At 69.4% G+C, this 13,680-nt stretch carries 13 protein-coding genes; 8 read left to right on the top strand and 5 right to left on the bottom strand.

Annotated elements, in window-relative coordinates; translation table 11 throughout:
* Window positions 1-22 precede the first annotated feature (22 nt).
* The 3 genes from STRVI_RS01850 to STRVI_RS01840 form a co-directional block, all read right to left on the bottom strand.
* The gene (locus STRVI_RS01850; protein ID WP_014053912.1) at window positions 23-1,303 is read right to left on the bottom strand and encodes an RNA polymerase sigma factor; all 1,281 of its coding nucleotides are present in this window, start codon (window positions 1,301-1,303) and stop codon (window positions 23-25) included.
* Window positions 1,304-1,350: 47 nt separating this feature from the next.
* A complete protein-coding gene (locus STRVI_RS01845; RefSeq protein ID WP_014053911.1) occupies window positions 1,351-1,707 on the bottom strand; it encodes a YciI family protein in 357 nt (118 codons plus the stop codon).
* Between the two features lie 516 nt (window positions 1,708-2,223).
* On the bottom strand, window positions 2,224-3,795 hold the full coding sequence (locus tag STRVI_RS01840) for a carboxylesterase/lipase family protein (RefSeq protein ID WP_063644355.1): 1,572 nt from the start codon (window positions 3,793-3,795) through the stop codon (window positions 2,224-2,226).
* Window positions 3,796-3,986: 191 nt separating this feature from the next.
* Here STRVI_RS01840 and STRVI_RS01835 point away from each other — a divergent pair, with 191 nt between their 5' ends.
* The 4 genes from STRVI_RS01835 (at window position 3,987) to STRVI_RS01820 (ending at window position 6,687) form a co-directional block, all read left to right on the top strand.
* A complete protein-coding gene (locus tag STRVI_RS01835; RefSeq protein ID WP_251982539.1) occupies window positions 3,987-4,745 on the top strand; it encodes a TetR/AcrR family transcriptional regulator in 759 nt (252 codons plus the stop codon).
* Between the two features lie 331 nt (window positions 4,746-5,076).
* A complete protein-coding gene (locus tag STRVI_RS01830; RefSeq protein WP_014053908.1) occupies window positions 5,077-5,499 on the top strand; it encodes a helix-turn-helix domain-containing protein in 423 nt (140 codons plus the stop codon).
* Window positions 5,500-5,517: 18 nt separating this feature from the next.
* The gene (locus STRVI_RS01825) at window positions 5,518-6,222 is read left to right on the top strand and encodes a hypothetical protein (RefSeq protein ID WP_014053907.1); all 705 of its coding nucleotides are present in this window, start codon (window positions 5,518-5,520) and stop codon (window positions 6,220-6,222) included.
* Between the two features lie 120 nt (window positions 6,223-6,342).
* A complete protein-coding gene (locus STRVI_RS01820; RefSeq protein ID WP_014053906.1) occupies window positions 6,343-6,687 on the top strand; it encodes a DUF2516 family protein in 345 nt (114 codons plus the stop codon).
* A gap of 102 nt (window positions 6,688-6,789) precedes the next feature.
* Here STRVI_RS01820 and STRVI_RS01815 read toward each other — a convergent pair whose 3' ends face one another.
* The gene (locus STRVI_RS01815) at window positions 6,790-8,016 is read right to left on the bottom strand and encodes a PP2C family protein-serine/threonine phosphatase (RefSeq protein WP_014053905.1); all 1,227 of its coding nucleotides are present in this window, start codon (window positions 8,014-8,016) and stop codon (window positions 6,790-6,792) included.
* 231 nt (window positions 8,017-8,247) lie between these two features.
* Here STRVI_RS01815 and STRVI_RS01810 point away from each other — a divergent pair, with 231 nt between their 5' ends.
* Window positions 8,248-8,772, top strand: a complete 525-nt coding sequence (locus STRVI_RS01810) for an O-acetyl-ADP-ribose deacetylase (RefSeq protein WP_014053904.1) — start codon at window positions 8,248-8,250, stop codon at window positions 8,770-8,772.
* A 57-nt stretch (window positions 8,773-8,829) separates the two neighbouring features.
* Here STRVI_RS01810 and STRVI_RS01805 read toward each other — a convergent pair whose 3' ends face one another.
* Window positions 8,830-9,930 carry a C40 family peptidase gene (locus STRVI_RS01805; RefSeq protein ID WP_014053903.1) on the bottom strand — a complete coding sequence of 367 codons (1,101 nt, stop codon included), beginning with the start codon at window positions 9,928-9,930 and terminating at the stop codon, window positions 8,830-8,832.
* 444 nt (window positions 9,931-10,374) lie between these two features.
* On the opposite strand from STRVI_RS01805, the gene pstS reads away from it, so the two are divergent.
* The 3 genes from pstS to pstA all read left to right on the top strand — a co-directional run bounded on the left by pstS (window position 10,375) and on the right by pstA (window position 13,656).
* Complete coding sequence (pstS, locus tag STRVI_RS01800; RefSeq protein WP_014053902.1) at window positions 10,375-11,493, top strand: phosphate ABC transporter substrate-binding protein PstS; 1,119 nt, start codon at window positions 10,375-10,377, stop codon at window positions 11,491-11,493.
* Between the two features lie 115 nt (window positions 11,494-11,608).
* Window positions 11,609-12,598, top strand: coding sequence for a phosphate ABC transporter permease subunit PstC (gene pstC / locus STRVI_RS01795; protein WP_014053901.1), 990 nt, complete (start codon window positions 11,609-11,611; stop codon window positions 12,596-12,598).
* Window positions 12,595-13,656: a phosphate ABC transporter permease PstA gene (gene pstA / locus STRVI_RS01790; protein WP_014053900.1), complete on the top strand. Its 1,062-nt coding sequence runs from the start codon at window positions 12,595-12,597 to the stop codon at window positions 13,654-13,656. The genes pstC and pstA overlap by 4 nt, the downstream gene beginning before the upstream one ends.
* The last annotated feature ends 24 nt before the right edge of the window (window positions 13,657-13,680 follow it).

The raw sequence follows: 13,680 nt of genomic DNA, 5'->3' as shown, positions 1-13,680 counted from the left end.
TCGCCCCGACCACAAGATTGGATCAGCCCGAGGACCGCTCCAGCAGCAGCGCCCGCTCACGTGCGTTACGGGTAAGGGCCGCCGCCCGGGCGAACTCCGCCCGGGCCTCTTCATGCCGGCCCAGGCGCTCCAGCAGATCCCCGCGGACGCTCGGCAGCAGGTGGTAGTCCTTGAGGGCCGGTTCCTCCGCCAGCGCCTCGACCAGCTTCAGACCCGCCGCGGGCCCCTCCGCCATCGCGACGGCGACCGCCCGGTTGAGCTCCACCACCGGGGAAGGGGCCAGCGCCATCAGCCGGCCGTAGAGGGCGGCGATGGCCGTCCAGTCGGTGTCCTCGTAGCGGATCGCCCGTGCGTGGCAGGCGGCGATGGCGGCCTGGAGGGAGTACGGGCCATGGCCCGCGCGCTGCAGGGCATCGACGCCCCGGCGGATGAGCAGCCGGTTCCACTTGGTGCGGTTCTGATCGGCGAGCAGCACCGGCTCACCGCCTGGGCCGGTGCGCGCCGCGATACGGGAGGACTGGAACTCCAGCAGTGCGGCCAGTCCCTGCACTTCGGGCTCCTGGGGCAGCAGTCCGGCCAGAACCCGCACCAGCCGCAGCGCGTCCTCGCACAGAGCCGGGCGCACCAGATCGTCGCCCGTGGTCGCGGAGTAGCCCTCGTTGAACACGAGGTAGATGACCTCCAGAACCGAGGAGAGCCGGGCGGTCCGGTCGTCGCCGTACGGCACTTCGAACGGGACGTCGGCCTGGGCGAGCGTCCGTTTGGCCCGGACGATGCGCTGGGCGACCGTGGGCTCCGGGACCAGGAACGCGCGGGCGATCTCCTCCGTCGTCAGCCCGCCCAGCAGCCGCAGGGTGAGCGCGACCCGGGCCTGGGTGGACAGCACGGGATGGCAGGCGGTGAAGATCAGCCGCAGCAGATCGTCGTCGATGTCCTCGGCGGTCCGGGCGAGATCCGCCGGATCGGGCGGCGAGACGTCCTCCAGGGCCCGCCCGACCTCCGCCAGCTTGCGCGCGTAGGTCTCCTTACGGCGTACGAGATCGATCGCACGGTGCTTGGCGGTGGCCATGAGCCAGGCGCCCGGATTGTCCGGCACTCCCGACTCCGGCCACCGCTCCAGCGCGGTGACCAGGGCGTCCTGCGCGAGTTCCTCGGCCAGCCCGACGTCCCGCACGATGCGGGCGACGCCTGCGATGATCCGCGCGGACTCGATCCTGAAGACCGTTTCGACCGTCTCGGCGATTTCGGCGGTTCCCCCCGCTCCATCCGCTTTCGCCGCATCGGCCGGGCTTGCTGCCGTCACGGCCCCTATCAGAGCAGCCGTACGGGGACGGAGCAAGCACCGCCGGCTCAGCCCGCGACGATCTCGCGGACCTCGACGGTGATGGTCCAGAACTCCTCATGGGTCCGCAGGAACCGCTTGGTCCACTCCACGGCCTCGGCCTTGTCCTTGGCCTCGACGATGGAGTAGCCGCCGATGACCTCCTTGCTCTCGGTGAAGGGGCCGTCGGTGCAGCTCATCTTCCCGCCGGACCAGGTGACCCGGGTGCCCTCGGAGGTCGGGGCGAGCCCGGCCGTGTCCAGCATGACCCCGGCCTTGGTCATCTCCTCGATCAGCGCACCCATCCGCTCCATGAGCTCGGGGCTGGGGCCCTCGGCGGGGGCGTTCTGCTCATCGACGCGGATCATCGACAGATAGCGCGGCATGGTGACTCCTCATTCGACATACGAAGCGGGATTCGGGACGGAGGCCGGGCGCTTCCCCTGCCTCTCACCCCTGCGTCGAACGGGCACCGCCGGAATCGACAGCCCCCACGAGATTTTTTTCGCCGAGGCCGTACCACCCGGCTGAGGAGGCCGTACCACCCGGCTGAGACCGAGCACGGTAGTTGTCGTCGACCTTCCATCCCGACCTGGCCTTTCATGAAGCGCTGAGCACGACATCTGTCGCCGAATTGCCATCGTTGTTGACGTGTTCCGCGCTCTTTGCAGGCAAGTTGTCGCCAACTTCGAAGATCGCTCCTACGAGGGGAAGCACGCCGCTTACCTGGGGTCATGAGCGATAGCCGGGGCTCCCTGTGGTCCCACCGTTGTACGTGGACGGAGCTGCTGGTCCCGCTCGCTGGACGCGGGGCGGGGCACCTTGCACAGCCTCTGTCGGACAGGTCGCGGGTCCAGACCGACGGGCCGCGAGCCCGGTGAGGACAGGCGCCGTGGCAGCCGTCAGCCGCCGATGGTCTTCCAAAAGCCACACTGGTGTTCCTGGGCGAGATCGGCCGGTTCCGTCTTCCCCGGTTGCAGCGACTGGACGTGCTGGCCGGTTCCGAATCGGGGCCAGGGCGCCGCGCCGTGGCCGTTCGGGTCGCCCGTGTAGGCGAACTGGGCCCAGTAGCGCACCATCGTGTCCGCGAGTCGGTGCTGAGCGGGTGTGGCCGGACCGGGGAGCTGCTCGTCGTCGAAGAGATACTGCAGTTCGCTGCCGTGGAACGCCCCGGTGGGGAAATTGGGTTTCTTGAGGGTGCTGAACCAGGGAGCTTCGTCGTCGTCGAACTCGTAGGCGTAGGTCGGCACGTGCCGGTCCAGGGTCCGGTCCCGGTCGAGGACCGTGCACCCCCAGGCCCAGTCGCTGATGACGGCGGACAACGCCTCGCCAGGGGACTGGAAGCGGTCGGCGGGGTAGCGGGCCAGGACGCGGGCCGCCTCGGTCGGGGTGAAGAGTGTCCGGATCTGTTGCCGGTAGTCGGCGTCGGTCGTCGTCTGGCCGGTCACAGCTTCGATGGCCGCGGTGAACAGGCGATGTTCGTCCCGGGTGGTTCCCTGCATGATGGGGACCCGCTTGAAGTGGCCGGTGGCGAACGCCTGTTCCGGGCTGACGGGCAGTATGCCGGCGCCGACCGCCGGTCCGGACCCGAGTCCGTAGTCAGACCACTTGACGAGTTCCTCCACGGGTTCGGCGCGTAGACAGGCCGCTGCTGTCCGGAGGTCGGAGCAGCCGACCTTGGCCGCCACGTCAAGCCCGTGCCGCTCGCGCTCCGCGCGCGGCAGCGGGAACCAGGTCGCCGGACCCGGTGACCATTTGCGTCCCGTGCACTGGGCGCTTTGCAGGATCGCCTTTTGGAAGAGGCCCACTGACCCCGGCGCCACGAGATGCGCGCAGACGCTGGTACCGCCGGCCGACTCGCCGAAGAGCGTGACGTTCGCCGGGTCGCCGCCGAATGCCGCCGCGTTGCGCCTCACCCACCGCAACGCGGCCTGCTGGTCCTCCAGGCCGAAGTTGCCCGACAGGTGCTTGGACAGACCGTGGTCGAGCGCGGGATGGTCGAGGAATCCGAAGACACCGAGCCGGTAGTTGAAGCTGACCACGATCACCTTGCCCGTACTGGCCAGGCGCTGTGCGTCGTAAAGGCTCCCGGCGCCGTTGATGAAGCCGTTGCCGTGGATCCATACCATCACCGGCAGATTGCGGGCGCTGCTGTGCAGAGGCGTGGTGACGTTCAGATAGAGGCAGTCCTCACTGCTGCTCTGCTGGTCGATGAGCCCTGCTGCCTGTGCACACCGGTTGCCGGGTTCGGTCGCGGCCCGTACGCCTGACCAGGACACAGCCGGCTGGGGCGACGCCCAGCGCAGCCGCCCGACCGGCGGGGCGGCGTAAGGGATCCCCTGGAACATCCGGGTGTCCGTGCCGAGGCGGCCTTCGACCAAGCCGGCGTCCGTCCTGACCACGGTGGCAGGACCGCCTAGGCCGCCCTCGGCGTGATGTGCTGCCTGCGAGCTTCCGGCTGCGCCGCTGATCATGGCGCCGCAGAGCAGAGCGGTCAGCAGGGCCCGTAGGCGCGGCCGCACCGTGACCTGCGACCTGCGATGCCCTGGTAAGAGATCCCGACCTAGGGGATTCATCGACGTTCACATCCTCAAACAGTTCGTGTGGGGTCCACACTAATATAAAGTGTGAGGCACCCACAAAGTCAATGCCCCGTGGACGAGGCATGGAGATGAGCCCGATGCCGACAAGTGACGATGAGCGGCTGCCACCTGGCCTCGCCCTGGCCTGGGGGCTGACCGCCAAGACGGGGCGACTCGGCCGGAAGCCGTCGCAGAGCGTTGAGGGAATCGTCGAAGCGGCTGTCGGGCTGGCCGACGCGGAAGGCTTCGCGGCCCTGTCCATGCCGAACATCGCCAGGCGGGTGGGGCTCACCGCCAACGCGATCTACCGGTACGTCAGCTCGCGGGACGAACTGCTGGTGCTCGCCGCCGAGGCCGCGTGGGGCCCGGCGCCGGACCTGGAAACCGGCACGGACCAGTGGCGAGCCGCGGCCGCCACCTGGACCAGGGCAATGATCGAGCGATGCGACACTCATCCATGGCTGCCCGACCTGCCCATCCGCGGGGCGCCCGCGACCCCGAACCTGCTGCGCTGGACAGAAGTGCTGCTGGAAGCGCTCACCGGCGCCGGGCTGAGCTCTGCCGAATCGCTAGGGTGTGCGCTGCTGCTTGACGGCTACGCGCGGCGCATCGCCAGTGCCCGCCGCGATGTGCGCAACAGCAGTGCGGCGCCGGTTCAGTCGGCCGCCGTGACACGGTTCCTCCAACCGCTCCTGCATGAGCACGGATACCCCATTCTGGCGTCCATGATGACGCACAACGAATACGACGATGCTGTCGGCGACGACGACGTGGACTTCGGCCTGACCCGGATCCTGGACGGAATCGAGGTCCTGATCGCTCGACGAACGAAGGCCCGCTGAACCGCGGCTCGACAAGCGGGAAATCGGCCCGTCGGCCGCCGGTACGGCCACGCGCGTGGACAACCCATGACCAGCCCCGTTTGACCCCGCCAGCAGCGAAGGCGCCTCCGGTCTCCGCGTCGATGGCCCACCGGGTGTACCGCATGAGGAAGAGCAGGACTCCTCGACCCGCAGCGCGGCTTCCCCGCTGATGGCGGTGATGCGTCGGCACGGCCGATGTCCTGCAAATACGACACCTAGCGTGCCCAGGCACACCGGCCCCGCCATGACACGCGCCACTATTGCAAGCAAATGCTTGCAATAGTTAGCACTCCTGTTGCAGCATCGAGGTATGGCATCACTCAACGTCGGCAACCTCGGCGAGTTCCTGCGCGAGCAGCGGCGCAGTGCGCAGCTCTCACTGCGGCAGCTTGCCGATGCGGCCGGGGTGTCCAATCCGTACCTCAGCCAGATCGAGCGCGGGCTGCGCAAGCCGAGCGCCGAGATCCTGCAGCAGCTCGCGAAGGCGCTACGGATATCCGCCGAGACCCTGTACGTACAGGCGGGGATTCTCGACGAGCGGGACCGCGAAGAGACCGAGGTGCGCAGTGTGATACTCGCCGACCCCTCGATCAACGAGCGGCAGAAGCAGGTACTGCTCCAGATCTACGAGTCCTTCCGCAAGGAGAACGGGCTCCAGACCGCCTCGGACGACCTCTCCGACCCCTCCGACACCTTCGGCACCGGCGCCGACGTCGCCACACCCTCGAACTGATCCGGGAGGACCATCACCATGGCCATCACCGACGACGTACGCAAGACCCTGACCGACCCGACCCCGCTGTACTTCATGGCGGGCACCGCCGATCTGGCCGCCCAGAAGCTCAAGGAGGTGCCGTCGTTCGTCGAGAAGATCGTCGCCGAGGCCCCGGAGCGCCTGAACGCGGTGCGCAACACCGACCCCAAGGTCGTGCAGGAGCGGGTCTCCCAGCAGGCCAAGGAGGCCCAGGGCAAGCTCAACGAGATGCTGGGCACGCTCGACACCGACATCAAGCGGCTGCGCGACACGGCCCAGGACCTCGCCCTGCAGGGTGTGGGCCGGGCCGCCGAGCTCGCCGTGAAGGCGCGGGAGCGGTACGACGAGGTGGCCGAGCACGGCCAGGAGGTCGTGCGGACCTGGCGCGGTGAGGCGGCCGACGAGGTCGTCGACATCGCCGGTGCGATCGAGCCCCACGAGGGCCGGGACGGCAACGCGGCGGCCCAGTCGAAGGCCCCGTCGCAGTCGGTCGCCATGGACTCGTCCAAGGAGGCGCCGAAGTCGACGGCCAAGCCGGCCACCCCGGCCCCGTCGAGCAACTCGGGCCACTCCGGTCCCTCTGCGCACTCAGGCGCGCAGACGTCCCCGGCCTCTTCGTCCTCCCAGTCCAAGAAGGGCCCGGCGCGCGGCAACAAGCCCGCCACCCCTGCCAAGCGGCCGGAGCCGAAGTCGGCCGGCTGACGAGCGCACGTCCACGACCGGGCCGGGTACGCCGGGTACGCCCTGCGTGCCCGGCCCGGTGTGCGGGTACGGTGGCCCGCAGAGACGCTTCCCATACATATCTTCTAGGCGGTGGATGGCGTGCTGGTTGAAGGCTTCGGCAAGCTGATGTACTGGGTCTCCTGGGCCCTGCTCCTCTTCAGCCTCTTCGCCTTCGTCGACTCGGCGATCCGCCGGGATGACGCGTACCGGGCGGCGGACAAGCAGACCAAGGCGTTCTGGCTGATCATCCTTGGCCTCGCCGCCGCGGTGAACTTCTTCATGGGAATCCTGGACTTCCTGCCGATCATCGGGCTCATCGCGACGATCGTGTACATCGTCGACGTCCGGCCCGCGCTGCGGCAGGTCTCCGGCGGTGGCCGCCGCTGGCCGCGCGGCCGCGGCTCCAGTTCCGACGGTCCTTACGGACCCTTCAACGGCCGCTAGGGACGGGTCGAGCGGCCGGCAGCAGGCGCAGGCGACAGGCAGCGAGCGCCGGGAGACAGACACCGGCGCCGGGCGGCAGACAGCGGAACGGACCGCGGCCGATCAGCCGCGGTCCAGCAGTAGCACCGCCAGATCGTCGGTCAGCTCCCCGCCGTTCAGCGACCGCACCTCGGTGACGGTCGCGTCCAGCAGCTCCTCGCCGCGCCGCCCCTCAGCGACCTGGCGGGCGACGATCTCGACCATTCCCTCCTGGCCGAGCCGCTGCACCCCCGCTCCGACGCGGCCCTCGATCAGCCCGTCCGTGTACATCATCAGGCTCCATGCCCCGCCGAGCTCTACCTCGCGGCGCGGCCAGCGGGCGTTCGGCAGCAGGCCGAGCGCCGGGCCGTTCTCGTCGGTGGGCAGCAGCCGGGGCGCCATGCTCGGGCGGATCGCCAGCGGTGAGGGGTGCCCGGCCAGGCAGACCCCGGCCCGGCGGCCGTCCGGCGCGATGTCGACCGTGCACAGTGTGGCGAAGATCTCATCGTCGGCACGTTCGTTCTCCAGCACCTGCTGAAGGGTGCCGAGTAGCTGATCGCCACAGAGCCCGGCGAAGGTCAGGGCGCGCCAGGCGATGCGCAGCTCCACGCCGAGGGCGGCCTCGTCCGGGCCGTGGCCGCAGACGTCGCCGATCATCGCGTGGACCGTGCCGTCCGGGGTGCGGACGGTGTCGTAGAAGTCGCCGCCGAGCAGGGCCCGGCTGCGGCCAGGCCGGTAGCGGGCGGCGAACCGCAGCCCCGAGCCGTCCAGCAGCGGGGTGGGCAGCAGTCCGCGCTCCAGCCGGGCGTTCTCCTGCGCGCGCAGCCGCGACTCGGTGAGCTGGCGCTGGGCGAGGTCGGAGCGTTTGCGCTCGACGGCGTAGCGGATGGCGCGGCTGAGGATCCGGCCGTCCAGCTCGCCGCGGAAGAGGAAGTCCTGGGCGCCCACCCGCACCGCCTCGGCGGCGCGCTCGGCGTCGTCCTCCGCGGTCAGGACGAGGACGGCGTGCAGGGGCGCGAGCCGCAGCACCTCGTGCAGCGCGGCCAGCGAGTCCGCGCCGTCGCGGCCCGGGCCCGGGAGGGCGAGGAGGATGCACTGCACCCCGTCGGTGAGCAGCCGGCTGGCCTCGGTGAGATTGCGCGCCGTACGGATGCGGACTCGGTTACCCTCGGTATCCAGCATCTCGGGAACGTTGAAGGCACCGGACGGATCGTCCTCGATCACCAGCAGGGTGAGCCCGTTGTCGGGCAGGGCGGCGGGACCGGCCTGCGGGGCCGGTGCCTCCCGTTGCCTCGGCACGGGTACGGACATCGCTCGATTCCTTCCCTCCCCCCGAGGGCGCGCACCGCCGACCGGTGGAGCGCAGTGGATTCCGGTACGCACACCGACTGGTCGGTTTCAGCGGCCCCAGAGCGCGGGTACCGGATATTGCCAGGCGACTTTAGCGCTAGGCGGCCGTTTCATGGAATGACCTCCAGGCACCGACTTTTGTCATATGCCGCACGTCATGCGGCACTTGGTGGCCCGGGAGACAATCCCGAGATGACGAACATCACGCTGGCGCTGGGCGACATCACGGAGCAGAGCGTCGACGCGGTCGTGAACGCGGCCAACTCCTCCCTGCTGGGAGGGGGTGGCGTAGATGGAGCAATCCATCGGCGGGGCGGGTCCGACATTCTGGATGAATGCCGCGATCTGCGTGCGTCCCGCTACGGCAAGGGCCTTCCGGCCGGGCAGGCGGTCGCCACCACGGCCGGCCGACTGCCCGCCCGCTGGGTGATCCATACGGTCGGACCGGTCTTCTCCACGACCGAGGACCGCTCGGCCACGCTCGCCTCCTGCTACCGGGAGTCACTGCGGGTCGCCGATGAGCTGAATGCCCTTACGGTCGCCTTCCCGGCCGTCTCCACCGGCGTCTACCGCTGGCCCCTCGACGACGCGGCCCGGATCGCGCTCACCACCGTCCGCGATGCGGACACCGCGGTCACCGAGGCCCGCTTCGTCCTCTTCGACCAGCGCGCGTACGACGCCTTCGAGACGGCCCTGAACGCGCTTCCACCGGCCTGAACCTGAGGCCGCCGGTCGGCCCCCCGCCATAGCAGCGGACCGACCGGTCCCGCCGTCCTACCTCGCCTCCGGCCGGACCACGCCCAGGATCGGCATCGAGCCCGCGCCCGCGACCGTGACCTGGCGGCCGGGGCGGGGAGCGTGGATCACCGCGCCGCTGCCCACGTACATCCCCACATGGCTCGCGTCCCTGAAGTAGATGATCAGATCACCCGGGCGCATGGCCTTCGTGCTCACCTTCGGCAGCAGCCTCCACTGCTCCTGCGAGGTCCGCGGGATCGCCCGGCCGGCCGCCGCCCACGCCCGCTGGGTCAGCCCCGAGCAGTCGTAGGTGTCCGGGCCCACCGCGCCCCACACATAGTTCTTGCCGAGCTGGGCCCGCGCGAAGTCGACCGCGCGTCCGCCCATCGCGGTGGCGCCGCTGCCGAGCTGCCGCAGTATCCCGGTGTCCAGCCACTTCGCCTGCGCGCCACGGGCCTTGTCCTCCTCAAGCCGGCGCAGCCGCTCCCGTTCGTCCTTCGCCAGCCGGGACTCCAGCCGCTGGGCCCGGGCGAGCTTGCGCAGGATCTCCTTCTTCGCCGCCGCCTTCTTCGCCCGGCTCCGGTCCAGCCGCTCCCACTCCTGGGAGGCCGAGTCGGCGTAGCGGTCGAGCGCCACCTGGGTGCGCTCCAGACGGCCGATCAGGCCGTGGGTCGCCTGTTCACCCTTGCGGGCGAGCGTCACACCGTCGAGGAACTCGCCCGGATCGCCGCCCAGGAACAGCCGCGCCTCCGCCGGCATCCCGCCGCCCCGGTACTGCGCCCGGGCCATCGCCCCGGCCCGCTTGCGCAGCCCGGCCATCTCCTTCTGGGCCTTCACCACGGCTCGGGCGATCTTCAGGATGGACTTCTCCTGACGGGCCTGTTTCTCCCGTGCCAGGTTGTACGCGTCCGTGGCGGACTCCGCCTTGCGGTAGAGCCCGTCGACCTCCTGATGGACCTGCTCCAGGCTCTGGCCCCCGGTCGCGCCGCCATCCGCCCCGCCGCCCGGCCCCGGAGCCGGTCCCGGCTCGCCGGGCGCGGCGTACGCCGTCTCCGGCACGGCCGACAGTCCCAGCGCGCAGACCAGCGCGGTGGCCGCGGCGACGCTCACACCCCTCCCTCTCCCGTCCCGCCTCACCCGCGGTCTCCTCTCGTTCCGTTCCGGCCGGGCGCGCTCCTGTCCCACTCGCGCGCCAGACCTGACGTACCGGCACGTAGGGACGGATAGTGACATGCCGTACCGCAATTCGACAGAGACACGCGGCGGTTACGCCAGCAGCCACCCCGAACCGGTTCACCGGACGGGTGTCGCACAGGTGTCGGACGGACCTGGCGCGACCTCCACAAGGACGTCGCCCGCGTCGGGATCAGGCCGTGACCTGGCCGTGACATGGCCACCACACTGACGGCCGAGGTTCACCATCCGTTAACTCACCCCCTCAGGCCGCTTCACCTGATCTGCCTACTTTCGGCCCTACTGAGCGTGAGCCGAGTCCGGCTCCGGCGCACGCCGCACCAAGTGCGCTCCACCCATCTCGCGCGCCGTCCCCCAACCGGCGGCTCCTGGAAGGAACTCCTGAAAGTGAAGCTTCAGCGCAAGAACCGGCTTCGCGCCATCACCGCCGGTGCCCTTGCTGTCTCCGGCGTCCTTGTCCTCACGGCGTGCGGTTCCGACAACAACAACGACTCGGGCGGCGGCTCCAAGGCCGCCTCCAAGATCAAGTGCGACGGCAAGGGGCAGCTGCTGGCCTCGGGCTCGTCCGCGCAGAAGAACGCCATGGACCTGTGGATCAAGACCTACGGCGCCGCCTGCAAGGACACCAAGCTCAACTACAAGGCCACCGGCTCGGGCGCGGGCATCCAGGAGTTCCTGCAGGGCAAGACCGCCTTCGCGGGCTCCGACTCGGCGCTGAAGCCCGAAGAGGTCAAGTCCTCCGAGAAGATCTGCAAGGGCGGCAAGGCCGTTGACCTGCCGATGGTCGGTGGCCCGATCGCCGTCGGCTTCAACGTGCCCGGCGTCGACAAGCTGACGCTGAACGCCGATGTCCTCGGCAAGATCTTCAACTCCGAGATCAAGAAGTGGGACGACCCCGCGATCAAGGCGCTGAACAAGGACGCGAAGCTCCCGAGCCTCAAGATCCAGGCGTTCCACCGCTCCGACGAGTCGGGCACCACGGACAACTTCACCAAGTACCTCAAGGCCGCCGCCCCGAAGGCGTGGCCGCACGAGCCGGGCAAGGCGTGGGAGGGCAAGGGCGGCCAGTCGGCCGACGGCTCCTCCGGTGTCTCCTCGCAGGTCAAGCAGGTCTCGGGCGCCATCTCGTACTTCGAGCTGTCCTACGCGACCGCGAACAGCATCAAGACCGTCGACCTGGACACCGGCGCCTCCGCCCCGGTCCAGGCCACCGTCGAGAACGCCTCCAAGGCCATCTCCGAGGCCAAGATCAAGGGCACCGGCAGCGACCTGGCCCTCGACCTGGCGTACGACACCAAGGCGGACGGCGCTTACCCGATCACCCTGGTCACCTACGAGATCGCCTGCGACAAGGGCAACAAGGCGAGCACCCTCGCCGCGACCAAGTCCTTCCTGACCTACGTCGCCAGCGAGGACGGCCAGACCTCCCTCAAGGAGCTGGGCTACGCCCCGCTGCCGACCGAGATCGCCAACAAGGTTCGCGAGAGCGTCAAGAGCCTCTCCTGACCCGAATGCGGCTGACTCCGTCGCGGCGATCGCCGCGGCGGAGTCAGCCGCATTGTCCGGTGCACCGCCGCACCAGGAGCCTCATCCGCATCAGGCTCCGCAGACCGGAGAACTCATGAAAACGGATATAGAACCCACATCATCAGCCGCCGGGTCTCCACCCAAGGTCAAGACCCGCTCCACCGGCCGCGCCGGTGACAAGATCTTCCTCGGCCTCTCGCGGGGTTCCGGTATCGCCCTGCTGGTGATCATGGGGGCCATCGCGGCTTTCCTCACCTACCGCGCCGCCATCGCGATCTCCAAGGACGAGGCCAACTTCCTCACGTACTTCGAGTGGAACACCAGCTCCTCGCCGATGCGGTTCGGCATCGCCGTCCTCGCCTACGGCACGGTCGTCAGCTCGATCATCGCCATGGTCATCGCGGTCCCGGTCGCGGTGGGCATCGCGCTGTTCATCTCGCACTACGCCCCGCGCCGGCTGGCCACTCCGGTCGCCTACGTCATCGACCTGCTCGCCGCGGTCCCCAGCATCGTCTACGGCCTGTGGGGCGCGCTCTTCCTCGTCCCGCATCTGACCGGGCTGTACACCTGGTTCGACGACTACCTGGGCTGGACCGGGATCTTCAGCTACCAGGGCGGCGCCGCGCGCTCCCTGTTCACCGTGGGCATCCTGCTGGCGATCATGATTCTGCCGATCGTCACCAGCGTGAGCCGCGAGGTGTTCCGGCAGGTCCCGAAGATGCACGAGGAGGCGGCGCTGGCGCTCGGCGCGACCCGCTGGGAGGTCATCCGGATGTCGGTCCTCCCCTTCGGCCGCTCCGGCATCATCAGCGCCTCGATGCTGGGCCTGGGCCGTGCGCTGGGCGAGACCATGGCGGTCGCCACCGTGCTGTCCCCCAACTTCCTGATCGAGACCAGCCTGCTGGACCCGGGCGGCGGCACCTTCGCCCAGAACATCGCCAGCCGCTTCAAGGAAGCCGGTAACGACGGCCGCGACGCGCTGATCGCCTCCGGTCTCGTGCTGTTCGTCATCACCCTGCTGGTGAACGGCGCCGCGCGAATGATCATCGCCCGCCGCAAGGAGTACTCGGGGACCGCCGCATGAGCACTGTTGTTGATAAAGGCGCGCACCGCGCTTCGAGCCTCCAGCAGGCCCGGCTGCCCAAGTGGACCCCGTACGCCCTGGTCGTGGGCTCGGCGGCGGTGGGGGCGGGCATCGGCGCCGCCCTGGGGATGAGCAATCCGCTCCAGTGGGGCCTGTTCGCCGCCCTGGTGTTCATCGTCGCCACGTACATCCTCGGCGCCGTGGTCGAGGGTGGCCGGCAGGCCAGGGACCGGCTGGCCACCAGCCTGGTCTGGGTCTGCTTCCTGCTCGCCGTCATCCCGCTGCTCTCCCTGCTCTGGGAGACCATCGACCGGGGCCGGACGGTGCTCGACGGCTACTTCCTGGGCCACTCCATGGAGGGTGTGCAGACGATCCTGCCCGGCGGTGGCGCGTATCACGCGATCATCGGCACCCTGGAGCAGGTCGCCCTCGCCACGCTCATCGCCGTTCCGATCGGCCTGCTGACCGCCATCTACCTGGTGGAGTACGGCCGCGGCCGGCTCGCCAAGGCCGTCACCTTCTTCGTCGACGTGATGACGGGTATCCCCTCGATCGTCGCCGGTCTGTTCATCCTCAGCTTCTGGATCATCATTCTCGACTTCAGCTACTCGGGCTTCGCCGGTGCCATGGCGCTGGCCATCCTGATGATGCCGATCGTCGTCCGCTCGACCGAGGAAATGCTCAAGCTCGTCCCGGACGAGCTGCGTGAGGCGTCCCTCGCGCTCGGCGTGCCCAAGTGGCGCACCATCCTCAAGGTGGTGCTGCCCACCGCGATCGGCGGAATCACCACGGGTGTGATGCTCGCGGTCGCCCGTATCGCCGGTGAGTCCGCCCCCATCGTGCTGCTGGTCTTCGGTGCCACCGGGATCAACAACAACCCGTTCGAAGGCGCCCAGTCGTCGCTGCCGTACTACATCTACGAGCAGTGGCAGCTCGGCAACGATGCGTCCTTCAACCGGGCCTGGGCCGCGGCGCTCGTGCTCATCGCCTTCGTCATGATCCTGAACCTGGTGGCCCGCGGCATCGCCCGCTGGAAGGCCCCGAAGTCCGGCCGCTGAGGCCAGAAGAAGAGAAGTGATTCA

The sequence above is a fragment of the Streptomyces violaceusniger Tu 4113 genome (genome assembly GCF_000147815.2).
Lineage (GTDB): Bacteria > Actinomycetota > Actinomycetes > Streptomycetales > Streptomycetaceae > Streptomyces > Streptomyces violaceusniger_A.
Note: the sequence above shows the minus strand (reverse complement) of the source record. Positions and strands in the feature narration are given on the sequence as shown.

What these genes read in the sequence shown, in the direction of transcription:
- STRVI_RS01845 (WP_014053911.1), bottom strand. Translation starts at nt 1,707, where the DNA reads ATGCCGCGCTATCTGTCGATGATCCGCGTCGATGAGCAGAACGCCCCC.
- STRVI_RS01840 (WP_063644355.1), bottom strand. Translation starts at nt 3,795, where the DNA reads ATGATCAGCGGCGCAGCCGGAAGCTCGCAGGCAGCACATCACGCCGAG.
- STRVI_RS01835 (WP_251982539.1), top strand. Translation starts at nt 3,987, where the DNA reads ATGGAGATGAGCCCGATGCCGACAAGTGACGATGAGCGGCTGCCACCT.
- STRVI_RS01830 (WP_014053908.1), top strand. Translation starts at nt 5,077, where the DNA reads ATGGCATCACTCAACGTCGGCAACCTCGGCGAGTTCCTGCGCGAGCAG.
- STRVI_RS01825 (WP_014053907.1), top strand. Translation starts at nt 5,518, where the DNA reads ATGGCCATCACCGACGACGTACGCAAGACCCTGACCGACCCGACCCCG.
- STRVI_RS01815 (WP_014053905.1), bottom strand. Translation starts at nt 8,016, where the DNA reads ATGTCCGTACCCGTGCCGAGGCAACGGGAGGCACCGGCCCCGCAGGCC.
- STRVI_RS01810 (WP_014053904.1), top strand. Translation starts at nt 8,248, where the DNA reads ATGACGAACATCACGCTGGCGCTGGGCGACATCACGGAGCAGAGCGTC.
- pstC (WP_014053901.1), top strand. Translation starts at nt 11,609, where the DNA reads ATGAAAACGGATATAGAACCCACATCATCAGCCGCCGGGTCTCCACCC.
- pstA (WP_014053900.1), top strand. Translation starts at nt 12,595, where the DNA reads ATGAGCACTGTTGTTGATAAAGGCGCGCACCGCGCTTCGAGCCTCCAG.